The 25,041-nt window shown below is 42.2% G+C and carries 18 protein-coding genes and 1 pseudogene; 14 read left to right on the forward strand and 5 right to left on the reverse strand.

Going from position 1 to position 25,041, the window contains the following annotated elements:
* Positions 1-533 precede the first annotated feature (533 nt).
* Positions 534-1,802, forward strand: coding sequence for an MDR family MFS transporter (locus tag A5N88_RS13330; RefSeq protein ID WP_066266805.1), 1,269 nt, complete (start codon positions 534-536; stop codon positions 1,800-1,802).
* Between the two features lie 356 nt (positions 1,803-2,158).
* Positions 2,159-2,950 carry a TraR/DksA C4-type zinc finger protein gene (locus A5N88_RS13335; RefSeq protein ID WP_066266806.1) on the forward strand — a complete coding sequence of 264 codons (792 nt, stop codon included), beginning with the start codon at positions 2,159-2,161 and terminating at the stop codon, positions 2,948-2,950.
* 98 nt (positions 2,951-3,048) lie between these two features.
* Here A5N88_RS13335 and hutH read toward each other — a convergent pair whose 3' ends face one another.
* Together hutH and A5N88_RS24960 are read right to left on the reverse strand one after the other, a co-directional pair.
* The gene (hutH, locus tag A5N88_RS13340; protein ID WP_066270523.1) at positions 3,049-4,548 is read right to left on the reverse strand and encodes a histidine ammonia-lyase; all 1,500 of its coding nucleotides are present in this window, start codon (positions 4,546-4,548) and stop codon (positions 3,049-3,051) included.
* A 391-nt stretch (positions 4,549-4,939) separates the two neighbouring features.
* Positions 4,940-5,092, reverse strand: coding sequence for a hypothetical protein (locus A5N88_RS24960; RefSeq protein WP_157090677.1), 153 nt, complete (start codon positions 5,090-5,092; stop codon positions 4,940-4,942).
* 494 nt (positions 5,093-5,586) lie between these two features.
* On the opposite strand from A5N88_RS24960, the gene A5N88_RS13345 reads away from it, so the two are divergent.
* A complete protein-coding gene (locus A5N88_RS13345) occupies positions 5,587-6,096 on the forward strand; it encodes an acyl-CoA thioesterase (RefSeq protein ID WP_066266807.1) in 510 nt (169 codons plus the stop codon).
* 670 nt (positions 6,097-6,766) lie between these two features.
* Here A5N88_RS13345 and A5N88_RS13360 read toward each other — a convergent pair.
* A complete protein-coding gene (locus A5N88_RS13360; protein ID WP_066266819.1) occupies positions 6,767-7,138 on the reverse strand; it encodes a DUF1343 domain-containing protein in 372 nt (123 codons plus the stop codon).
* Between the two features lie 33 nt (positions 7,139-7,171).
* Here A5N88_RS13360 and A5N88_RS25865 point away from each other — a divergent pair.
* Positions 7,172-7,252, forward strand: a pseudogene (locus tag A5N88_RS25865) (hypothetical protein); the annotation flags it as partial.
* A 237-nt stretch (positions 7,253-7,489) separates the two neighbouring features.
* Here A5N88_RS25865 and A5N88_RS13370 read toward each other — a convergent pair.
* Together A5N88_RS13370 and A5N88_RS13375 are read right to left on the reverse strand one after the other, a co-directional pair.
* On the reverse strand, positions 7,490-9,160 hold the full coding sequence (locus A5N88_RS13370) for a serine hydrolase domain-containing protein (protein ID WP_232317577.1): 1,671 nt from the start codon (positions 9,158-9,160) through the stop codon (positions 7,490-7,492).
* Between the two features lie 172 nt (positions 9,161-9,332).
* A complete protein-coding gene (locus A5N88_RS13375) occupies positions 9,333-11,114 on the reverse strand; it encodes a glycoside hydrolase family 3 protein (protein WP_066266830.1) in 1,782 nt (593 codons plus the stop codon).
* A gap of 774 nt (positions 11,115-11,888) precedes the next feature.
* Here A5N88_RS13375 and ilvD point away from each other — a divergent pair.
* The 10 genes from ilvD (at position 11,889) to mreBH (ending at position 24,912) form a co-directional block, all read left to right on the forward strand.
* Positions 11,889-13,556 carry a dihydroxy-acid dehydratase gene (ilvD, locus tag A5N88_RS13380; protein ID WP_066266832.1) on the forward strand — a complete coding sequence of 556 codons (1,668 nt, stop codon included), beginning with the start codon at positions 11,889-11,891 and terminating at the stop codon, positions 13,554-13,556.
* Positions 13,557-14,005: 449 nt separating this feature from the next.
* Complete coding sequence (gene ilvB, locus A5N88_RS13385; protein WP_066266834.1) at positions 14,006-15,730, forward strand: biosynthetic-type acetolactate synthase large subunit; 1,725 nt, start codon at positions 14,006-14,008, stop codon at positions 15,728-15,730.
* Complete coding sequence (gene ilvN, locus A5N88_RS13390; protein WP_066266835.1) at positions 15,727-16,248, forward strand: acetolactate synthase small subunit; 522 nt, start codon at positions 15,727-15,729, stop codon at positions 16,246-16,248. Before ilvB ends, ilvN begins: the two co-directional genes overlap by 4 nt.
* 64 nt (positions 16,249-16,312) lie before the next feature.
* The gene (gene ilvC, locus A5N88_RS13395; protein WP_066266836.1) at positions 16,313-17,350 is read left to right on the forward strand and encodes a ketol-acid reductoisomerase; all 1,038 of its coding nucleotides are present in this window, start codon (positions 16,313-16,315) and stop codon (positions 17,348-17,350) included.
* Positions 17,337-18,884, forward strand: coding sequence for a 2-isopropylmalate synthase (locus A5N88_RS13400; protein ID WP_066266838.1), 1,548 nt, complete (start codon positions 17,337-17,339; stop codon positions 18,882-18,884). The genes ilvC and A5N88_RS13400 overlap by 14 nt, the downstream gene beginning before the upstream one ends.
* A 74-nt stretch (positions 18,885-18,958) precedes the next feature.
* Positions 18,959-20,065, forward strand: coding sequence for a 3-isopropylmalate dehydrogenase (gene leuB / locus A5N88_RS13405; RefSeq protein WP_066266843.1), 1,107 nt, complete (start codon positions 18,959-18,961; stop codon positions 20,063-20,065).
* A 31-nt stretch (positions 20,066-20,096) separates the two neighbouring features.
* Entirely contained in the window at positions 20,097-21,518 is a 1,422-nt protein-coding gene (leuC, locus tag A5N88_RS13410) for a 3-isopropylmalate dehydratase large subunit (protein WP_066266846.1), read from the forward strand.
* A 13-nt stretch (positions 21,519-21,531) separates the two neighbouring features.
* Complete coding sequence (gene leuD, locus A5N88_RS13415) at positions 21,532-22,122, forward strand: 3-isopropylmalate dehydratase small subunit (RefSeq protein ID WP_066266849.1); 591 nt, start codon at positions 21,532-21,534, stop codon at positions 22,120-22,122.
* Positions 22,123-22,285: 163 nt separating this feature from the next.
* The gene (gene ilvA / locus A5N88_RS13420) at positions 22,286-23,236 is read left to right on the forward strand and encodes a threonine ammonia-lyase (protein ID WP_066266851.1); all 951 of its coding nucleotides are present in this window, start codon (positions 22,286-22,288) and stop codon (positions 23,234-23,236) included.
* A 671-nt stretch (positions 23,237-23,907) separates the two neighbouring features.
* The gene (gene mreBH / locus A5N88_RS13425) at positions 23,908-24,912 is read left to right on the forward strand and encodes a rod-share determining protein MreBH (protein WP_066266855.1); all 1,005 of its coding nucleotides are present in this window, start codon (positions 23,908-23,910) and stop codon (positions 24,910-24,912) included.
* Positions 24,913-25,041: the final 129 nt, after the last annotated feature.

Consider the following 25,041-nt stretch of genomic DNA (forward strand, 5'->3'; position numbering starts at 1 on the left):
AAACGGTTATCGTATGATTAACTGCTTTTTAAAATGTTAGTAGATCAGTCTTTATTTAAAAGCATGATAAAAATGATGCCTTAAATAAAAATGATTGAAGAAGTTAATACTTTACGGATAAGCAGCCATAAATATGAAAACATCCTTGTGCAAGATAGGGGTTTTCCCTCTATCTTGTTTTTTACGTTTAAAACTCTTTTAAAGCCCCTAATAAAACCTTTTTAAAGCCTTTTTTCAGCAGCTTCCTTATGAAGGATAACGACTCTAAACAAATAAAGGATATTTTCCCATTGTTGTTTTACATATAATGCGTAAGCTATTCACACGTTTTTATATAGAGTCTTTATTTTAAGCTCTGTTAATTTTCCATGTTGAAAACTGCTCGTTTTTTTGCTCATTTCCTTTCAGCTGAGCTGAAAGAAAATGAGCAAAAAAACAACAAAGTCCTTTAACATAGCCTTTTTAAAAAATCAACTGCATAATTCACGAAAAGAGTCTGGATTAAAAACGTTTAATTGATGTGAGGTACTTCTATGAGAATACGCGATTGGGATCGAAATTTAAAAGTTAGACTGTTTGGTGAATCATTAATGAACCTCACCTTTTGGATGTTTTTCCCTTTTTTAACCATTTATTTTACTGAAGCCTTTGGTAAAACTGCAGCAGGGGTTTTATTAATAACTTCACAAGTTTTTTCTGTTTTCGCCAATTTGCTTGGGGGTTTTTATGCAGATCGCTATGGCCGCAAAAAAATGATGGTTATATCTTCTATAGGGCAAGGAGCCGCTTTTCTTATATTTGGCTTCTCAAATTCTCCGTGGCTACACTCAGCCACAGTAGGATTTATTTGTTTCACCGTTGCCAGTATATTTGGTTCCTTTTATTACCCTGCGAGCCAGGCTATGGTAGCAGATGTGGTCAACGAAAAAGATAGAAGCCATGTGTTTGCCGTCTTTTACACATCAGTAAACATCTCGGTTGTAGTAGGTCCTATACTCGGAAGTATTTTCTTTACCTATTACAGATTTCAATTATTAACAGTAACAGGAATAATTTGTATCTTTTTGGGGTTTTTGCTTTTTAAATTCACACGTGAAACGGCCCCTGAATTCCGAGCAGTCAGTCCTGCTACCCGTCAGCACTGGACGGATGTTTTAAAAAAACAGTTTCATTCCTATGGCATTATTTTAAAGGACCGCATATTTACACTGTTTATTTTTGGCGGAGTCTTGGTCGCTATGACATTTATGCAGCTTGACCTCATACTCCCTGTATTTACAAAAGAAGAAGTAGATGCAGCTTCTTTAATCGACCTTGGGTCTGTTCACTTATCACTGACTGGACAACAGCTTTTTGGATTTATCCTTTCAGAAAACGGTCTTCTTGTTGCACTCTTTACGGTTATCATCACTCGTTGGGCTGCAAAGTTTCCGGAAAAACGGATTTTCATCCTTTCCTCATTGTCCTATGCTGTTTCGATTTATCTTTTCGGAGAGCTTAAAACCGGATGGGGACTTATTTTTGCTATGATTATTTTTTCTTTTGGAGAACTCGTTGTAACAGGCATTCAGCAAACATTTGTGTCACACTTGTCTCCAGAACATATGAGAGGCCAATATTTTGCAGCCTCCAGTCTTCGGTATACCATTGGAAGAACCATTGCACCTATTTCCATTCCGCTTGCGTCCTGGATCGGCTATCAGGGAACATTCCTTATCCTTGCTTTGCTTGCCGCGGCGAGTGCCTGTGTGTATCTTCTCATGTTCAAAAAGCTTGATCTAAGAAAAAGAAGCCTTCAGTAATGGAGGCTTTTTATTATTGCTTCTGTTTAAGGTCAAGATTAATTTTGCTAGACGCTTGCTCTTTTCTCTGTCCAGCTCCAGCTCCTATCGGCTAGCAGATTTCTACGTCTCCTCACTAAGATAAGTCAATATCAGCTCGTGAAATACCTCGCTGTGTTTCCTTTATCTCAGTCGGAGTCTCTGAAATCTGTACGCCGATGAACAAGGCGCTTGCTCTTTTCTTAGTATGTTTTATCCATTTTGTCGAATAATACTGTCATATGAATGGATATTGTCTCGTTTTGTTTAGGATAAGTGCAATTGTGGTAAAACCATACAAAATGAGATTACACTTTCTGAGGAAAGAAGTGGTATAAATGCTAACAGAAGAACAACTATCAACATTTCGTACTCAGCTTCAAGAGCTAAAGAGTGGAATAGAGCACCAGGAGAAGCAAAATGATCAATACGGTATGGAGGATGAATTCCCTTATTCATCTACAAGCGAATTATCCGCTTATGACAATCATCCCGGAGATCTTGGGACAGAACTATTTGAACGGGAAAAAGATATTGCTTTGCGGCAGCATAGCGACGTTGAATTGCAAAATATTGAGCAAGCCTTAAAAGCCATTGATGAAGGAACCTATGGAAAATGCAAGGAGTGCGGACAAGAAATCCCTTTTGAAAGGCTGGAAGCAATTCCTTATACATTGTACTGCAAGGAACATAGCCCTGAGCAAACCGTTTCACATGATCGCCCGATAGAAGAAGAGGTTTTAACGCCTCCTTTCGGTAAATTTGTTTTTGAAAATAACCGAAAAGAATCAGTAGCGTATGATGCAGAGGACACCTGGCAATCTGTGGCTAAATACGGAACATCAGAGTCTCCATCTGATTTTATTGAGCCTAAGGAAAATTATAATGAAATGTATATTGATGCGGATGAGAATGAAGGCTATGTAGAGGATTTTGAAAACTTTACTGGGAATGACATGTCAGGTAAAAATATTCAAGTATATAGGAATGATGAATTCAAGGATTATGAGCATACCTTAAATGAAAAAAACATCATGACACAATTTGGCGATCTTCCTGCCTCTGAACATGATTCTTATGTAGAAGACAATAACAGGGAAGAAAAAAATGAAAAGAGCCGTAAAAAATAAAATGGCAAAGCAAAAAGAGAAGGAAATATCTACTCCTTCTCTTTTTGCTTTGTAAGCTTTGCTGCTGTTGGATATAAGAATCCTTTAATTAACAGCCATCAAGAATGAGCCTCGCTTAGAAGGTCGTCTTCCATCCATTTGGCAGCTGCCTCAATATCTTTTGAGAACACCCTGTCTTTATCAATAGCTGGGACAACCTGTCTTCCTAGGTTGAAAAATGAACGTGTGGCTTCTGCCATTTTATCCAACCCTCTATGTTCGACTGCCTGCATTGCACAGATCCATTCAATCGCAAGCACTCTTCTCGCGTTCTGCAGAATTTGATAGGCGTGCCTCGCCGCAATGGTTCCCATACTGACATGATCCTCTTGATTTGCAGACGAAGGAATAGAGTCCACACTGGCCGGATGGGCAAGTGTCTTATTTTCTGATACAAGTGAAGCTGCTGCATATTGCATGATCATGGCTCCTGACTGCAATCCTGGCTGAGGGCTTAAAAAGGCTGGCAAATCGTTAAGCTGCGGATTCACCAATCTTTCTATCCTTCTTTCGGAAATATTAGCAAGCTCCGCAATGGCAATTTTCATAAAATCCATTGCAAAAGCAATCGGCTGGCCATGAAAATTCCCTCCTGAAATGACTTTTTCTCCATCGTCAAATATAAGAGGATTGTCTGTTGCAGCATTCATTTCGATAAGCAGCTTTTCTTTTACGTAATCAAGTGCCTGCCAGGAAGCTCCGTGAACTTGCGGAATACATCTTAAAGAATAGGCATCCTGCACTCTTAGTTCACCTTGTTTTGTTGTCAGTTTGCTTCCTGAAAGATAATGGCTCATTCTTTTCGCCACATCGACCTGCTGCTGATAGCCCCTCGCAACATGGACATCCTCATCAAATGCATCAATGATTCCTCTTAATCCCTCTATTGTTGTAGCTGCAATCCATTCACTTTGTTTTGCCAATTGCTCTGCTTCTAGATAATTAACCACACCCATAGCTGTCATAGCCTGTGTGCCGTTAATGAGAGCAAGCCCCTCCTTCGCCTGAAGCGTTACCGGTTCAAGTCCTTCCTGGCTGAATGCATAGGCGGCGTCCACTTTATTTCCTTTATAAAAAACTTCTCCCTCACCTAATAGCCCAAGAACCAAATGGGACAGCGGTGCTAAATCGCCGCTTGCGCCAAGTGACCCTTGTTGAGGAACGACAGGGTGTATCCCTGCATTCACCATATCTAATAGTCTTTCAATAATAACAGGACGAACCCCTGAAAATCCCTTTAGTAATGCATTCGCACGAAGCAGCAGCATACCCCTGGAGACCTTTTCCGGAAATGACTCCCCTACCCCGCAGGCATGAGAATGAATCAAATTGAGCTGCAGTTCTTCTACGTTTTCCGTATCAATCCATACATCACTGAATTTTCCAAACCCGGTTGTAATCCCATAAACAACCCTTTTTTCCTTTACAATACGTTCAACTGCTTCCCTGCTTTTTTTCACTTTTTCCATACTGACTGCAGAAGGTCTTACAGCTGCATGATTATAAATAATGTCTTTTGCTTCTTGAAGGGTCAATGTATCTCCTGTTAATTCAATCATAATTTCCCTCCTACTTTTTTCAAGGTTTTCACTTTTGCGTATTTCCCTGTAATTTCCTATTGCTTCCATCATGTTTACCTCCCTAATACTGTAGCGTGATAAAGAAAAAAGGCTTTATCGCGAAACAGCTGTTTCGGATAAAGCCTTTTCATTTTGTAGTTGCAATTTATTTATTTTCATTGCTTCCACACCACTTTCTTTTTTTCCCATCCACTTTATCTTTTTAATGTGTCATACTTTATATTGAAACCCCTTTCTATAGGATATACTCGTGGATTTATTTTCGTCAATATCTTTTAATCACATTTTAGAAAGTTATCAATTTAGCACGCTAATAAGGAAAAGGAATAGAATGCTGATGACTTTTTAAACTGATTATTTTTAGCTCATTCTACAGTAAAGAAAGACGCTGTCCCAAAAGGTCCAATGATATCAGAAGACCTTGGATATAGCCTCTTTTTTCCTGGTTGATTTCCACTTCAGGCACTCGCTTTCCGGGGCGGTAGCGGAGCCTCCTCGTCGCAAGCTCCTGCGGGTTTTCCATTTACACGCTCATCCCGCAGGAGTCTCGTTTATCTGTTCCAATCAACCTTGATTAAAAACGAACATTAGGAAATACTCATATATAGGTACTGCTGTTTGTCATACCTGTTCAGTTAATAAGTGTAAGGTCAACCTAGATTTTTTCAGAAGCCACTCTAATATGTTCTTTCTTCATAAGGCAATAATAATTATCATAGGTCAGTTTGGCTTGATTTTTGAACTCGTATAAAGTGATTTTCAGGGTAGCCTAGTCTAAAATTAAATAGAAAAATCCCCTTTTATTCAATAGTAAAAAAAGGTTGACTCCCTTCAACGGATAGTCCGGCTTTTTGAGTTACCATCTTTCTTTACTGTTATGAGATAAAAAACAACACTGTCCTTTAACAAAGGCTTAAAAAAAGAAACTGGGAAAGAAAAATTAACAGCTCAACTACTTTTCACCACAATAAAGGGTATAATAACGAAGAAATGAATTTATAGCTAGAGGTGACCTACATGACAGAAAGACCGACTAAAAAAATGTCTGAAACTTTAACTGTACATACAACCCACGTACTCCCGCCTGATACCAATAATCACGGAACCTTATTTGGCGGTAAGTTGATGGCCTATATTGATAATGTGGCTTCCATTACTGCAACCAAAATGGCACGTTCACCTGTCGTTACTGCTTCCACTGACTCCGTGGACTTTATTAAACCTATTCGTGTCGGTGATGCGGTTAAACTGGAAGCAATGGTTACGTATACCGGAAGAAGCTCCATGGAGATATTTGTAAAAATTACATCGGAACATTTATTAACAGGGAAGAAGTCCATTGCAGCTTTATCATTTCTCACCTTTGTCGCTCTTAATGAGCAGGGCCAGCCAACGCAAATTCCAATGGTGGTTCCTGAGACAGAAGAAGAGCGCTGGTTAAATGACACAGCAAAGGTACGGGCTGAACATCGTAAAAGAAGAAAAAAGGAAAGTGAACAATTAGCCTCTTATTTTTCACATGATTAATTGGAATACAAAAATATTTTCAAAAGAAAAAAAAGGGTTTAAAAATAATATTTTGCCCCAACTAATATTATTCTTGAATAACATTTACTTTTTTGAAACATCCATAGCGTTTAATAAATGCAAAGCAAATGCCTGTGAACTGTTACAGGCATTTTTTGCGTTCATGTCAAAGCTGTTTTGACCAGTTTCGGCATTTTTCGAAAAAGTTACGGCATTTAATTAGATTTTCACGGCATTATTGTAAAATGTTTAGGCATTTCTTTCAATAATCATTCCATTTATGTTAAATGCCAATGCATTCACACACCAGCGTCTCTAATCTTTCGGTCACGTGACTGCATAATGGTGGACGAATCAGTCATTTGCTACATTTCCTTTGTTTTCTGCAACACTCTTTTTTTATTGCATCACTTTTTGGGATCATCGCAACGTTCTTTCCGTTTTCTGGAACATTCATCCGGTTTTTTGCAACAATACACATTTTATACAGGCAACATTTCGAATGGCGCCCCACTGTTTCCTCCTCTGCCGCCCATACCCATGCCAAGAACATAGGAAATCCGCAACACCTTGCTACTCAGCTGGCCGTTAGGCTCTTGAGTTAGAAAGTGACTAGATTTTTTATACTTTTTCCATCTAAAAAGAGGCTGCCATACCCGGCAGCCTTTCCTCACTTATACAGCAGGTATTTTTTCCGTGTCTGCTTGAATTTTCTCGTTTCTTCATTGCACCGTTTTACAATTTCTTCTAGTGAGCTTCCGTTGTTAATAGCCTTTCGTACCCAGCCATTCCCTATTAATTCGTCAAAGTAAGAGACACCATTTTTATCCTCTGGAAGAAAGGAAAACTGTTCGGGGTAAAGGTCGTGAATGGTTTTCACAATGGCAATGCCTGTCTCTACTGATTGATAAACATTCCTGTTTGTAACATGAATTTGAACTCCACCTGAAAGCTTGCCGATGTACTTAGAAGTAGTTGAAGTAAAGTATGTACTTCTAAATAAAACACCTGGAAGTTTTAATTCATTTAATTTTTGTGCCAAGGTATCACCATCAATAAAAGGAGCACCAATTAACTCAAAACCGCACTTGTTTATCCGGGTGCAGCACTGCTGGAAGGGACGAATGTATCAGAAGGGCGCGGAACGACAAGGCCACCTACTCTTTTCCCTTTCAAAAGGTCTATTCTGTCATTTAAAAGCACCTCTTCACCGGCTTCAAACGAATTCTTTTTTTGCTTTTCCCATCCTGTTTTGTGAGTTTTGGCGATGGCAGCTGAGAGACAGGAAATAAACAGAACCAAGGTTAGACAAGCAATCATCCACTTTTTCAAAATAACCCCTCCCCAATGGTTTAAAGGAGCGGGCTTTCTTCCCGCTCCATTCACCATTTTCTTAGCGGCTTCTTAATTCCCAGTCGGATGTAGTGCATTCAAGCGGCTGATTTTTTCCCTTTGATAAAATAGCTGGGCTTAACACATACCACCCTCTTCCATTGACGGAGCTATCCGTTTCGTATTCAAATCGAATATATTTTGTCCCCACCGGCAAAGGATAGGATATTCTCTCCCACTGATCACTTGATCCTGTTAGGTCTGGTCCTAGCTTGCTCCATACTGCTCCATCCTCTGAGACCTCCACTCTTCCGAAGTCCGCATCCTTTTCAATTCGATACCAGGTTTTGAATGTGAGCATAGAAGGGGTGTCAATATCCACTTTCGCCTCCAAATCTGCCTTTTTATTATCACCATATCCAGCAAACCATGCTCGGCTGTTTCCCCTTATTTCAACTGGAATGGCGTCGCCTGCCTGACGGGCAACAAGCCTCCTGGTTTGGTTGGTGGACACTGTATTTCGCGTTGGATGGACACGGTTCGTTAATAGAATCACAATCGTTTGATTTTGAGGGCTGATCACCAAAGAAGTCCCTGTAAATCCTGTATGCCCCAAAGTCCCTTCATCTGAAAGACTATCCATATACCAGCCCTGATTTAATTCAAAACCAAGTCCATGGTCATCACCTGGAAAACCCTGATTCATATTTTGCTCCATTAATTTAACTGTAGCGGCTTTTAAAATGCGGGAATGTCCGTATTCTCCCCCGTTTAAAAAGGTTTGTCCCAGTATGGCCAGATCATGAGCTGTCGAAAAGACACCAGCGTGTCCCGCTACTCCATCCAGAGCCCATGCATTCTCATCATGCACCTGACCCCAGACAAGCCCTCTCCCCGTCCATGGCTGATACTCTGTGGCAGCGACTCTTGGTTTTAAGGATGCTCCGGGATTATACATTGTATCCTTCATATTCAAGGGATCGGTGATATGCTGCTTTACATATACATCTTCTCTTTGGCCTGTCAGCCTTTCCACAAGAGCACCGAGCGTAATCATATTTAAATCACTGTAGGTATAATTCGTACCTGGCGGATGGGCGAGTCCATGCTTTAACACCATTTCAATCCTTTCTTCCCTGGTACCAGGCATCTGATAAAGAGGAATGTCAGGCTCAAAGCCTGATGTATGGGTCAAAAGCTGGCGAATTGTTACAGCTTGCTTGCCGTTCTCCGCAAACTCAGGCAGGTACTTAGCCACTGGGTCATCCAGTTTAAAAAGTCCTTTATCATACAATTGCATGACCGCTACGGTTGTAAATAGTTTACTAATAGAAGCAATATCAAAAATGGTATTCTTTCTCATCAAAACCGGGTTTTCTGCCTCTGTAAATTGGTCATCTGTGTACTTGTAAGCATAGCCATATGCCTGATTCTGTACAATGATCCCCTTCCGCGCAATCAGAGTGACGGCACCAGGCATAACCTTTTGTTCAATCGCATTCTTCATAATCGGGTCAATTCCTCTTAAGGGGTCATCCACCATTCCTGCTTCCCTGGCAGTGCCTTTATAAAGGACCGAGGAGGATTTCCCTGGATGATCCCATGTAAACCTGGAATAATATCCGTCCTTTGCCTTGACTGTGTCAGAACTGGACGCATAAAAACCAGTGGAGGATATGAATAAAGCGGAGCTCATAAAGGCAATAGAACCGGTTTTCAGAAACCTTTGCATCCTCTAATTCCTCTCCCTCATTTGTTATGCTGTTAGACTTTTTTTATTTTTTCCAGCTCATACCCTTACAAATTGCTGAAAAGGTATAAGCTAAAAGTGAGCAGTTATCAACTTTTAAAATTAAACAGAGCTTTTTTAAAAATCTTATGGAGAACGTCAAAAAATCCCTACTTTAGTAACGCAGGCCCGAGCCAAAAGAATACAGCCCCGGAATGCTCACCGGAAGCCTTCCCTCAGGATTTACTTCTCCAGCTATTGCCTTTGCCAATGCTCTTGTAGAAATTTCCCCATTCCCATAAGTGAGTATATTCGCATTAACTTCCGGAAAGGCCATAATGTCGTAGGGATTTCTCATGGCCGCAATCACGATAGGCTTTTCGGTTTTTTCCAGCCCTTGAACAAATGCCTTCTGTGCACTATTTGTATTTGCGTTGTAAGTAGGAATAACGATTACATCTGCATTTTTTGACTGATCGATTGCATTTTGGGTTTGATCAGCTGAAGGGGAGGTGGTCGTTTCTATCGATTCAATATTAAACCCTTTATCTCTTAAAAGGCCGGCAAGCTCTTGTGTATTTGCTGCAGCAGGCCCGGCAACCAGGACCCTTTGATGTTTGTTAAGAGGCAAAATATTATTTTCATTCTTCAAAAGAGTGATACTCTTTTCTGTTATTTCATTCGCTGTAACCAAGCTCCCAGGAATTCCAATATTCTTTAACTCCTCCTTACTTGTTAAAGGCTCCTTTACAAGCCCTCTTTTATATTTTGCAAGGAGAATTCTTTCTACAGACTGGTCTAAACGCTGTTTGCTGATTACGTTGGATTTCACTGCTTTTAATACAGAATTATAAGCAAGTGGAACATCGGGAGGATTAAGCAGAATATCTGCTCCTGCATTGAAGGCAGCAACAGGCACCTGATCGGCTGGAAGCACATTTGCTCCCGCCATATCAAGGCTATCCGTTACAATCAGTCCTTTAAATCCAAGCTTGTTTCGAAGAATACCAGTCATAATCGGCTTGGACAATGTCGCCGGCAGACCTGATGAATCAAGTGCAGGAACGACGATATGTGCTGTCATGATGGCATCAACCCCTGATTTAATCGCTGCTTTAAAGGGTTTAAAATCTACATTTTCAAGAGTTTTGAGATCATGATTTACAATTGGAAGCCCATAATGTGAATCGACATTCGTATCCCCGTGCCCAGGGAAATGCTTGCCTGCAGCCAGAACATTCCGGCTTTGTATACCGGTAATTTCTGAAGTTCCCATTGCTGATACCAAGTCTGGATCAGAAGAGTAAGAACGGACACCGATGACAGGATTTTCCGGATTCACATTGACATCAAGGTCAGGTGCAAAGTCCATATTAATTCCCAGACTCTTAAGTTCTGTGCCAATAATCCTGCCGGTTTTTTCAGCAAAATAATTAGATCGTGCCGCTCCCAGCGCCATATTTCCAGGAAAAACCGTAGCTGGCTCCGTAACACGTGTGACTATTCCTCCCTCTTGATCTGTTGAAATGAATAATGGGATTTTGGATTTTTGATTCATGGCTATTTTCTGCAATCCATTCGAAAGGTTCTGAGCCTGAGCTGCGTCCAACGGCGTTCCAATATTCTGAGACCAATTAAAATAAATAACACCACCAATATGATATTTCTCTATGATGTCTTTAAAGGTGGCTCCCCCGCGCTTATCATTTAGATTCGTTTCTTCATATGCAGGGTCGTCGGGAGTTTTTCCATAGGCATGAATAATAAATAGCTGTCCCACTTTTTCCTCAACTGACATGTGCCTAAGCTTCTCTTTCACCCACTTCATTGCCTGCTTATCCTGGTTCCCCCTTTGACTTTCCTTCTGCTTTCCCATGGCATTGGCTGAAAGTGACGTCGTTCCTAGTGAAAATAAAAGCAGAACCGACAAGGCAATGACACCAAGCCTTCTAAACATGTGATCCTCTCCTCCCATTTATTTGAAAAGGTTTTCATTTCCAGTCTATCAACAGACGTTTAATTGTCTATACAACTTTCGCCCTCTTTTATTTTGAATTTTCATTTATTTCGACACCATTTTCCTATGTCTTTTCACATATTATTTATAAATTTCCATCTGCCATTCTCACATCTCCATGTTCCTTCACCCATTTAGGATATTCTCTTTTAAGACTTCAGCCGAACTAAAATTATTTCAAGAACCTATTAGCTGCACTCTTTCAATCTTTTAATAAAATTTCTTATTCCACTCTAATACTAAGAATGCGTCCAAACTATTATATTGAAATACTATTATTCTTCTTATTCCTGACAGACCCAGGAACAATCATAGCGAATCTAAGCCTGAACCATCTCCCTTCCTGCTTCCTTTTTCAAAGGAGTCTTGCATAACCCCCTCCCCCTCCATTTCATTCGAACCGATCAGAATTAAGTTTTAAAAAAGCATATTTGAATGTATTTTCAAAATTTTTTTAAAAACTTTTCAACGGCTTCATAAAGGCAATGAAACCGCTATCATTATTTTAGATTCTTTTGAATTGTCAGTTTTTTTGTTGACCAAGATTTTGAATGGTTGTATGATAGTCGACAACAAAGCTTTTCTATATATCAATCAAGCAAATGTATAGCATACGCAGCTTTGAAAAGAGCCAGATTTTCTCAACGAATTATGACAAAGAAGACAGGTAAGATCAACGTTTTGCCCTGTCAGAAAAGAATCAGGAGGCTAGAAATGCGAAGCGACATGATTAAAAAGGGGATGGACCGTGCCCCGCATCGCAGTCTGTTATACGCAGCCGGGGTTAAAACAAGCGATCTGGATAAACCATTTATCGGTGTCTGTAATTCTTATATAGACATTATTCCAGGACATAAGCATTTAAATCAATTTGCAGAAGTTGTAAAAGAAGCCATTAGAGAGGCCGGCGGCATTCCCTTTGAATTCAATACCATTGGTGTTGATGATGGAATTGCGATGGGGCATATCGGGATGCGCTACTCCCTGCCAAGCCGCGAAATCATTGCGGACAGTGCTGAAACAGTGATTAACGCTCATTGGTTTGACGGAGTTTTCTATATTCCAAACTGCGACAAGATTACTCCAGGAATGTTGATGGCTGCAGCCAGGACTAATGTTCCTTCTGTATTTGTATCCGGAGGGCCGATGGAAGCAGGTGTATCAACAAGCGGAAAGACGCTTTCCCTCGCTTCTGTTTTTGAGGGCGTTGGCGCTTATAACAAGGGCTCCATCAGCCAGCAGGAACTGCTAGAGCTTGAAACACTCGCCTGTCCAACTTGCGGGTCCTGCTCAGGAATGTTTACAGCAAATTCCATGAACTGCTTGATGGAGATTCTGGGCATGACCGTTCCTGGCAACGGAACCATTGTCGCTACTTCTGAAGAAAGGCATGATCTTATTCGGCAGGCTGCATCGCATTTGATGGAATTGGTAAAAAAGGATATCCGCCCACGGGATATTATGACGAAAGAAGCCTTTGATAATGCCTTTGCCCTTGATATGGCAATGGGCGGGTCAACCAACACCGTCCTTCATACATTGGCCATTGCCCATGAAGCCGGAGTGGATTACGATTTGCACGAGATTAATCGTATCGCTGAGGAGGTCCCTTACTTATCCAAGATAAGCCCAGCATCAGACTATTCCATTCAGGATGTCCATTATGCAGGAGGCGTCAGTGCCATCATCCATGAGCTCTGCCAAATAGAAGGACTTATCAATAAAAACTGTATCACCGTTACGGGAAAAACAATTGAAGAAAATGTGGAGAATGCAAAAATACTAGATTCAAACGTAATTAGGACAAAGGAGAACCCATATAGCCCTGTTGGCGGCCTCTCCATTCTGTTTGGCAACATAGCCCCTGATGGCGGTGTTATTAAAGTGGGAGCTGTAGATCCTGCTATTAAAAGCTTTCTAGGTGAAGCGATCGTTTTCGAATCACAGGAAGAAGCACAAGCTGGAATTGATAACGGCACTGTCAAAGCTGGAAATGTGGTCGTTATACGATATGAAGGTCCAAAAGGCGGGCCGGGAATGCCGGAAATGCTGGCACCTACTGCCGCTATCGCAGGCCGCGGGCTGGATAAAGAGGTCGCACTAATCACAGATGGCCGTTTTTCCGGAGCAAGCCGAGGCATTTCAGTGGGACATATATCACCTGAAGCTGCAGAAGGCGGACCTATTGCTTTTATAGAGAATGGCGACCCCATTTTAATTGATTTAAAGACACGCTCCATCGAACTGCTTGTCGATGACACCATCCTTGCAGAAAGAAAGAAAACATGGAAAAAGCCCGAGCCTAAAATCCAATCAGGATACCTGGCCAAGTATGCAAAACTTGTAACCTCTGCGAGTACGGGCGGAATTATGAAAATCTAATCTTACCAATTGTAAATCATTTCCAAAAACAAAATAACCAAATCGTTGACGGGAATAAAGGAATAGGTATCCGTATTTTCAGAGAGCCGGGGTTGCTGGAAGCCCGGTAATACCGCTTATTCTGACATCCTCCCTGAGTATTGGACTGAACGGGCACCGCTCTAATAGGTTCAATCAGGTATGCAATCAGTACCTGTTATCAAAAGAAACAGCTTCCTGGGTTGTGAAGCTGCTTCATGAGACAGTATTCGCAAGACTACTGTAAAGTCGGGTGGTACCGAGAGAGCAAAGGCCTTTTCTCCCCGATTATACTGACATTTTTAGTGCAGTTTAATCGGTTGTAAATGAGGCCTTTTTACTATGGGCTGATTCTTTTGTCAGAATTTCTGTCAGCTTATTACAGCAAAATCATTTTAATAAGCAAAACCATTACGAGGAGGGATTATTTCATGAAGCTAGAAGCAAGTCCGGAAGTCCAACATAGCACAGCTCTCCGTACAGGCGCAGATCTTTTAATCGACTGCTTAATTGAAGAAGGTGTCACAACGTTATTTGGATATCCGGGTGGTGCTGTACTTCCAATCTACGATGCCATTTTTCGAGCCCGGGATTCTATTAAACATATTCTATTCAGGCATGAACAAGGATCCATCCATGCTGCAGAAGGCTATGCACGCATAACCGGGAAGCCTGGAGTCGTCATTGCAACATCTGGACCGGGCGCAACCAACCTGGTAACCGGGATTACTGATGCGATGATGGATTCCCTGCCCCTTGTCGTTTTTACCGGCCAGGTTGCACGGAATGTCATTGGAACAGATGCCTTTCAGGAAGCAGATATTTTAGCCATCACAACGCCCATTACAAAGCATAACTATCAGGTGCAGTCGATTGAAGAGATGCCCAGAATCATTAAAGAAGCTTTTCATATCGCTTCTACTGGCCGTCCTGGTCCAGTTGTCATCGACGTTCCTAAGGATATTTCAGCAGGTACAGTTACTTCTGCACCAAAAAAAGTTCAGTTCCATCTTCCCGGCTATCAGCCGACAACAAAGCCAAATCCACTCCAGCTGAAAAAGCTGGCAGATGCGATTTCAAAAGCTCATAAGCCCGTGGTTTTGGCAGGTGCTGGGATCCTTCACAGCAAAGCGTCTGACATTTTAAGAATCTTTGCGGAAAAACACAGGCTCCCAGTCACTACGACTCTTCTCGGATTGGGAAGCTTTCCAGGGAACAGTCCCCTTTCGTTAGGAATGGCAGGCATGCACGGAACCTATGCTGCCAACATGGCGCTTTATGAATGCGACCTTCTCATTAATATCGGTGCACGCTTTGATGATCGGTTAACTGGAAATCTTAAGTTCTTTGCACCTCAGGCAAAGGTCGCCCATATCGACATCGATCCGGCGGAGATCAGCAAAACAGTACCTGCCGATATCCCGATAGTAGCAGATGCAAAAGAAGCCATTACAGAACTGCTTAAGCTGAGCCACTCTTCTCCCCTGCATGATGATTGGCTGGAAAAATTAAAAGCTAACAAGGAGAATTACCCGCTTTGGTACCAGAACCGTCAGGATCAGTTGTGCGCTCAATGGGTCATCCAGGCAGTTCATAAGATTTCAAAGGGAAAAGCGATTGTAACAACAGATGTAGGACAGCATCAAATGTGGGCAGCCCAACACTATTCCTTCACCGAGCCGCACCGCTGGGTCACATCAGGAGGACTGGGAACAATGGGCTTTGGATTCCCCGCAGCAATTGGAGCACAGATTGCAGCACCTGATAGTACGGTTGTAGCGATTGTTGGGGACGGCGGATTTCAAATGACGCTGCAAGAGCTGTCCGTCATACGGGAGAGGAACCTGCCGGTCAAGATTATCATTGTCAATAACGGTGCACTCGGAATGGTGCGCCAATGGCAGGAAGAGTTCTATGAAAAACGTTATTCGGAATCGCTGCTATATACCCAGCCTGATTTTGTCAAATTGGCAGAAAGCTACGGCATCCGTGGTTTCAAAGTCGAAACGCAGGAAGAACTGATTGTCACCCTTCCGGAAGTGTTTGATTGCGATGGCCCAGTTCTTGTCGATTGCAGTGTACTTCAACAAGAGAATGTGTATCCCATGATTGCCCCAGGCAAAGGATTGCATGAAATGATTGGAGTGAAACCATGAAACGAATTATAACCGCAACGGTTCAGAATCACAGCGGGGTGCTGAACCGGATAACAGGGCTTTTACAAAGACGGCAATTCAACATTGAAAGCATTTCTGTAGGTCCCACTGAAGCTGAAGGCATTTCAAAAATGACACTTGTAGTGGAGGTGGAAGATGAATTAAGGCTGGAACAAGTGACAAAGCAGCTCCATAAGCAAATTGATGTACTGAAGGTATCTGATATTACAGATAAAGCCATTGTGGCAAGAGAGCTTGCACTTATAAAGGTCTCAAGCAGCTCACAGCTTCGAAGCGAGATACATGGAATTATAGAACCTTTCAGGGCTTCCATTATTGATGTCAGCAAAGACAGCCTCGCTGTTCAAGTAACAGGTAAACCCGAGAAAATTGAAGCATTGATCGAGCTGCTCCGCCCTTATGGGATTAAAGAGCTTGCAAGAACCGGGCTAACTGCATTTTTGCGGGGACACCAGCCGCAGGTAGCAGAGCTTCCCTCTTTTACTTTAACGAAGTAAACAGAGCAAATGGAAAAGATACAGGTCCAAAAAACAATAATGATGGAAAAGAGGATGATGATTTATGGCAAAGGTACTTTATAACAGTGACATTCAAACAGAGGTATTGGAATCTAAAAAAATCGCAATCATTGGATATGGATCGCAAGGGCATGCCCACGCGCTGAACCTAATCGATAGCGGATTTGACGTAGTAGTCGGATTAAGAAAAGGCAAGTCTTGGGATAAAGCAGAAGAAGATGGAGTTGATGTCCGTACAGTTGAAGAAGCTGCTGCCGCTGCAGACGTCATCATGGTCCTTTTGCCGGATGAACTCCAAACAAAAGTGTATGAAGAAAGTATTAAAGAAAATCTCTTCCCTGGTAATGCACTTGTTTTCGCACATGGATTTAACGTTCACTTCAATCAGATTGTAGCTCCCGAAAATGTCGATGTCTTTCTTGTCGCTCCAAAAGGACCCGGTCATCTTGTCCGCCGTACCTATACTGAAGGAGGCGGTGTCCCTGCCCTTTACGGTATTCACCAGGATTACACAGGGAAAGCAAAAGAAATTGCCCTTGCCTATGCAAAGGGAATTGGAGCAGGCCGTGCCGGAATTCTTGAAACAACCTTCCAGGAAGAAACAGAAACCGACTTATTCGGAGAACAAGCCGTATTGTGCGGCGGTCTAACAGCTTTAGTCAAGGCGGGATTTGAGACCTTAACTGAGGCTGGTTATCAGCCGGAATTAGCTTACTTTGAATGTCTGCACGAATTGAAACTGATTGTGGATCTTATGTATGAAGGCGGGCTCGAAGGAATGCGTTATTCCATTTCAGATACGGCTCAATGGGGGGATTTTGTTTCCGGTCCAAGGGTTGTAGATGCTGATACAAAAGCAAGAATGAAAGAAATCCTGAAGGATATCCAATCCGGAGCGTTTGCAAAAGGCTGGATTCTAGAAAATCAGGCAAACCGCCCGCAATTTAATGCAATCAACCAAAGTGAAAAAAATCACCCGATCGAAGTGGTTGGAAGGGAGCTCCGGCAGTTAATGCCTTTCATTAATCAATCCGTCCATTCTAAAAAGAATAAGGAAGTGGTTGCTAATGTCTCACATTAATATTTTTGATACAACATTACGTGATGGTGAACAATCCCCCGGCGTTAACCTGAATCAGTTAGAAAAGCTTGAAATTGCAAAGCAGCTTGAAAGATTGGGAGTAGACATTATGGAGGCTGGTTTTCCAGCCTCCTCCCAGGGAGATTTCGAGGCTGTAAAAGCCATTGCAGAAACTGTGCGGAATGCCTCAATCACAGGCCTTGCCAGAACAACAAAGACAGATATTGACATTGCGTGGGAAGCTCTAAAAGAAGCGGAAGAGCCTCGGCTCCACCTGTTTCTTGCCACCTCCCCTATCCATATGAATTACAAGCTGAAGAAAACTCCTTTAGAGGTAATGGAAACAGCTGTTGAAATGGTCTCCTATGCCAGGAAAAAGTTCCCGCAGGTTCAGTGGTCTGCTGAAGATGCCACACGCTCGGACCTTCCTTTCCTTGCAGAGATTGTTGAAAGAGTCATTAATGCCGGTGCGACCATTATTAATCTTCCTGATACAGTCGGCTACTCTACTCCGGAAGACTACGGCCATATGTTCCGATTTATTAAAGAAAATGTACCAAATATCGATAATGTAATCCTTTCTGGCCATTGCCACGATGATTTAGGGCTTGCTGTAGCCAATTCACTTGCTGCCATTGAAAATGGAGCAGCCCAAATCGAAGGTACCATTAATGGGATCGGTGAACGAGCCGGCAATGCAGCATTGGAGGAAATTGGTGTTGCCCTTACCATTAGAAAGGATAAATATCCTTACACTACAAATCTAGTATTGAAAGAAATCAAACGTACCAGTGATCTTGTCAGCAAATTTACAGGTATGAGGGTTCCTCCAAATAAAGCCATTATCGGCAAAAATGCTTTTGCCCATGAATCCGGGATTCATCAGGATGGTGTCCTGAAGCATGCGTCTACTTACGAAATTATTACTCCTGAATTAGTCGGTATCCAGTCAAATGATCTTGTTCTAGGCAAGCATTCCGGCCGCCATGCTTTTAAGGACAAAACAAAGCAAATGGGCTTTGAGCTTTCCCCTGAAAAACTGGCGCAGGCCTTTCACTTATTCAAACAGCTGACAGATACCAAAAAACAAGTAACAGATGAAGATATCTTTTCGATCTTGACCGATATCCAAACAGACGCTGAAACGGTTAAAAAATACCAGCTTGTCGCGTTTCAAGTACATTATGCTTCATCCACAAACCTTCCAACTGCAAGTGTCGCCCTCACCACTCCTGATGGAGATAGAGTTGAGACGGCCAGAACCGGCCAGGGAAGTGTAGAGGCTTTATACAACACCTTAGAAGCTTTGGTTGAAGAAGAGATTCATATTACAAACTACCAGCTGAACTCTATCGGTCAGGGACGGGATGCGCTGGCAGAAGCACAAGTTAAATTAACCGTTAATGGTACTCCTGTCAGCGGCCGCAGTTCAGCACAGGATGTCCTGGAAGCATCGGCAAAAGCCTTTTTAAACGCTGTCAACAGGATCTTCCTTACACAAAAGAAAACCCAAAAAGAAAAAGCTTTTCTTTAAACAGCTTATCGCATTCAATGGCTAGGCCGGTAAAAGAGCTATAAAAGAACGTATCCAAAATAAGGAGGCCCAACATGGACAAAAAAATCGTACTGCTCCCTGGTGATGGAATTGGGCAGGAAGTCATTCATTCTGCTAAGGAAATTCTTCATGCAGTCGCTCAAGAATTTAAACATACCTTTACTTTTGAATCCCATGACATAGGAGGAACTGCTGTCGATCTTCATGGTACTCCTCTTCCGGATTCTACTGTTGAAGCCTGCAAAAAGGCGGATGCAGTCTTGCTTGGAGCTGTTGGAGGACCTAAATGGGATCTCAACCCTTCCCATTTGCGTCCGGAAAAAGGTTTACTCGGAATCCGGAAGGAGCTCGGCCTGTTTGCAAACCTAAGACCGATTAAAGGATTTAAAAAACTGCTGCCTTCTTCCCCTCTTAAACAGGAGGTCATTGAGGGCAGTGATCTTCTGATCGTGAGAGAGCTCACTGGCGGATTATATTTCGGCACCCCAAGTGAAAGACGGGAGAATGGAAACTCAGTTGTGGATACGCTCTTTTATACCAGAAAAGAAATTGAAAGAATTGTAGACAAAGCCTTTCAAGCTGCAATGAAGCGAAAAAAACAACTAACCTCTGTTGATAAAGCCAATGTTCTTGAATCCAGTAAACTTTGGCGCGAAATTGTAGAAGAAAAAAAAGCAGCATATCCTGAAGTCGTGGTTCAGCATATGCTTGTAGATTCAACGGCCATGAAGCTTATTACCAACCCTTCTCAATTTGATGTAATCGTCACTGAAAATATGTTTGGGGACATTCTTAGCGATGAAGCTTCTGTTCTAACAGGTTCACTGGGCATGCTCCCTTCTGCAAGCTTAAGGGACGACGGGGTCGGACTTTACGAACCGGTACATGGTTCCGCCCCTGACATTGCCGGGCAAGGGATCGCCAATCCCCTTGCCATGATCTTATCAGCAGCACTTATGCTCCGCTATTCTTTTGGTTTGGAAGAGGAAGCAAAGCTGGTAGAGGATGCCGTTCAATCGATCCTTGATGAAGGCTACCATACACCTGACCTGAAGATGGAATCCGGAGTAACGGTGGGCACCTCGGAAATGACCAGACTGATAGCCGATTATATTCAAACTCGTAATGCATCAAGCTGCATCCTAAGCTGTTATATTTAACCTTTTGCCCTTTTAAAAAGGAGGAACAAACATGACAAAGCCAAGAACCATTATTGAAAAAATCTGGGAAAACCATATTGTCCATCAGGAGGAAGGAAAGCCTGATCTATTATATATTGATTTACATTTAGTACATGAGGTCACTTCTCCGCAAGCCTTTGAAGGCTTGCGGATGAATGGCCGAAAGGTGCGCCAGCCCGGCCGAACCTTTGCCACAATGGATCATAATGTCCCTACCCGCAACCGGCATGTTTTAAATGATCCGGTTTCAAAGAAGCAAATTGAAACACTAAGGAAGAATTGCGAAGAGTTTGGCATTACACTTGCTGGTATGGATCATCCTGATAATGGAATTGTACATGTAATCGGGCCGGAATTAGGACTTACACAGCCAGGAAAAACCATTGTCTGCGGGGATAGCCACACTTCCACCCACGGGGCATTTGGAGCCCTCGCATTTGGAATCGGGACCAGCGAGGTGGAGCATGTGCTCGCTACACAAACCCTTTGGCAATCCAAACCAAAAACACTTAATGTCAAGGTAAATGGCAGACTGGGCACAGGTGTAACAGCCAAGGATTTAATTCTTGCCATTATTGCCAAGTTTGGCGTAAACTTCGGAACCGGCCATGTCATTGAATTTACAGGCGAAGCCATTCGTACCCTTTCTATGGAAGAAAGGATGACCGTTTGCAATATGTCTATTGAAGCAGGTGCACGTGCCGGCCTGATTACACCTGATGAAACCACATTCCAATACGTATTGGGCAGAAAGCACGCTCCTCAGGGCGCAGAATTCGAAAAAGCTGTAGAACGCTGGAAACAGCTGGCTACCGACGAAGGTGCTGACTATGATGTAACCTGCGAAATTAATGCAGATGAAATAGAACCGCAGGTTACTTGGGGAACCAATCCAAGCATGTGTATTCCTGTAAGCGGAGCCGTCCCCACAGTTGAAAATCAAATAAATGACACAGAAAAAGAAGCTGTACAGCGGGCCCTGGCTTACATGGGACTCGTTGGCGGAGAACCCATTTCCAGCGTCATCATTGACCACGTGTTTATTGGCTCCTGCACCAACTCGCGGTTAAGCGATCTTCGTAAAGCAGCGAATGTTATTAAAGGTCATAAGGTAAGCCCTTCTGTTAAAGCAATCGTTGTTCCTGGTTCACACACTGTTAAATTGGCTGCGGAAGAAGAAGGATTAGACACCATTTTTAAAGAAGCGGGTTTTGAATGGCGGGATGCCGGCTGCAGTATGTGTCTTGCAATGAATGATGACATCGTGCCGCCAGGTGGCCGCTGTGCTTCCACCTCCAACCGTAATTTTGAAGGCCGCCAAGGAAACGGAGCCAGAACTCATCTTGTGAGTCCTGAAATGGCTGCAGCCGCTGCCATTGCCGGCCATTTTGTGGATGTTCGGGAGTTTTCCAATCTATTTACTCATTCCTAGGAGGGACTTTTAAGTGGAACCACTTCGTATTCATACAGGAACTGTTTATCCGTTAAATCGAACCAATGTAGACACAGACCAAATCATTCCTAAACAATTTTTGAAGAGAATTGAGCGCCAGGGATTTGGGCAGTTTCTTTTTTACAACTGGCGCTTTGATGACGAGGGAAATGAACGAAAAGATTTTTCATTGAATGATCCCAAATATAAAAATGTATCGATATTGGTATCAGGTGATAATTTCGGGTGCGGTTCATCGAGAGAACATGCCCCATGGGCGATTCAAGATTTTGGTTTTAAAGTGATCATAGCACCCGGATTTGCAGATATTTTTAAAAACAATTGCATTAAAACAGGTATCCTTCCTCTTCAGCTAAAAGAGGAACAGGTCCAGGAAATCATGAAAAAAGCTCAGTCAGAATCTTATCACATGACGATCAATCTTGAAGAACAAACGGCAAGTGATGAGAATGGATTGAACTATTCCTTTGAAATTGCTCCTTATTCAAAAGAAATACTCATCAATGGATGGGATGAAATTGGAGTAACCTTAACATATGACGATAAAATTGTGTTATATGAAAATACTAGGCTTTCTTCGTAAATTTTGCAGCGAATGCTTTATGAATAGATGCCAAGCAGAACGTCAGAATTCGGATGTATTCTATTAGAAAAAGCAAAAACAATTCAGAAACAGACATAAACTAAAACCTTAGGAGCGTGAACCCATTGGGAATTGCTTAACGGCTAATCTGATAAACGAAGCAATGAATCATTTAAAAACTGTCATCCATTGTACCCCTTTGACCGTATCATCTGCTATAAACAGAATGACAGGGACAAATGTTTATTTTAAAATGGAAAACCAACAAAAAACCGGGGCATTTAAAATTCGCGGTGCCAGTTTTAAAGTTGCCAGGCTCTCTGCTGATGAAGCAGCCAAAGGGGTCATCACAGCCTCTGCCGGAAATCATGCACAGGGTGTTGCACTTGCAGCCTCAAAGCGGGGCATCAAAGCAAAAGTATTTGTTCCAGTCCGCACACCCGATACAAAAATCGAGGCTACCCGGAATTATGGTGCATCTATCGTATTGGCAGGCGACTCATTTGATGAAGCCTATGAAGCTGCCCGCAAGGAACAAGCGGCAACAGGCATGGTGTTCGTTCATCCATTTGACGACCCTGAAGTCATGGCTGGACAAGGCACAATTGCCCTTGAAATGCTTGAGGAACAGCCGTATTTAGACACACTCCTTGTCCCTGTCGGCGGTGGGGGGTTGATTAGCGGGGTTGCCGTCGCAGCGAAAAACATAAATCCACGCATACGAGTCATTGGCGTTCAGGCACAGGGCGCAAAATCAATGTATGAGCTTTTCCATAACTTAGAGCCTTCTTTTGGCAAGGTTGCCACTATTGCTGAAGGAATCGCTGTAAAAAAACCAGGTACTCTTGCTCTTAGTGTCATTCGTGAATATGTTGATGACATTGTTACAGTCTCTGATCACGATATAGCATCCGCTATCATTTATATGCTGGAACGCAAAAAAACACTAATAGAAGGTGCAGGGGCTTCTGCATTTGCTGCACTTCTTGTGCACGGCCGCCGGCTTAGAACGAATCATTGCGGAGTTATCGTCAGCGGAGGCAATATGGATATATCAAAAGTAGCGGAAATTCAGCACCTTTCCAGCATGAATCAAATGCCCTATCTGGCTTAACTTCTCTCAACGGAGCTTTAATCAAGCTCCGTTGATGATCTGATGATTATTATTGAAAAAGATACCCTGGACTCCTGCAAAAAATGCATTATGCAAGATTAACCGAGCCCTTTATTTACAGAGCCTTTTCTAAACGTTGCTTTTATTACAAGTATAATTATTGGCTCGGCCTGTAGTCTTTTGAAATGGCGCAAAGAGATGCTACGAAAACTTTTAAAGTCCCGAACTATTTACCAGCCTTCAATGTTGACACACTTAACAAAACACCTGGATTCTTTACCGGGTGTTTTGTTACTTTTAATTGATTATTTAAAATACAACAGAATGATTACATTTTTACAGAACGTTTAAATTTTATTAATTTAAAAAATACCTCCCACCCCCTTCTTTTCATTCAGCCCTTATATAACAGTATTCCGTCTTATAATTCTTCTTACTTAACATTTGTAATATAACATTTTGGCATAATTTATCTTCTTAAATACCCTCAAAAATCTTCTATAATATAGGAAGAATTATTATATAAATGTGTCAAACTTAGTAGAAAATGATCAAAAATTGCGGAATGTTGAATGATAACCAGCATTTTTCAATTATTACACAAATAATACACATCAAGAGCCCTTCTCTTGCCGTAAATTCAATTAAAATGTAAAGGAAAGGTGAAATGCATGCTATCAAGTTCAGAGATTGGTATCGACCTGGGAACTGCAAATATATTAGTCTACACAAAAAGTAAGGGGGTTATTTTAAATGAACCCTCTGTCGTTGCGATTGATACAGAATCAAAAAAGGTTCTTGCATTCGGGGCTGAAGCCAAAAATATGATTGGTAAGACACCAGGGAAAATCACAGCCATTCGCCCTTTAAAAAACGGTGTGATTGCAGATTTTGATATGACAACTGAAATGCTGCGACAAATTATGAAAACAATTAACAAAGGCGGACTAGGCATTAGAAAACCAAATGTCATCGTTTGTACTCCTTCCGGGGCCACATCTGTAGAGCGCCGTGCCATTCAGGATGTAGTAAGAAACAGCGGTGCCAAAAATGTCCATTTGATAGAAGAGCCTGTTGCTGCAGCAATCGGTGCAGATCTTCCAGTTGATGAGCCTGTTGCGAATGTGGTCGTAGATATTGGAGGAGGAACAACCGAAGTAGCTATTATCTCCTATGGAGGCGTAGTAACATGTAATACTCTTCGCATCGGCGGCGACAAAATGGATGAAGACATTATTCAGCATGTGCGCAAGAATTACAATCTATTAATTGGAGAGCCTACTGCAGAAGCCATTAAAATTAATATCGGCCACGCTCTGGTTGATCATCGTGAAGTGACAATGGATGTCCGCGGCCGTGATCTCGTAACAGGACTTCCAAAGACGATTACGTTAAGCTCACTTGAAATCCAGGAAGCCCTTCGTGAGTCATTGCTCCAAATCTTAGAAACAATCCGTGCAACACTGGAAAACTCACCGGCAGAATTAAGCGGTGATATTGTAGACCGCGGTGTTATTCTAACTGGTGGAGGCTCTCTTCTTCAGGGAATGCAGGATTGGTTAAGCAAGGAAATTATTGTTCCTGTGCACCTTGCTCCTAATCCGCTCGAAGCAGTAGTAGTCGGTACAGGCAGATCCCTTCAATTCATTAACCGACTTTCTAGAGTCGCTAAATAAGAAAAGCGGAAGCGACTTGTTCATCGGCGTACGGATTTCGGAGGCTTCGACTGAGATAAAGGGCCTTATAAAATAGAAGAATAATAGATACTTAAAAAGTGCAGGATGATAATTCTGCACTTTTTTTAT

It is taken from the genome of Heyndrickxia acidicola, assembly GCF_001636425.1.
In the GTDB taxonomy this organism is placed as follows: domain Bacteria; phylum Bacillota; class Bacilli; order Bacillales; family Bacillaceae_C; genus Bacillus_AE; species Bacillus_AE acidicola.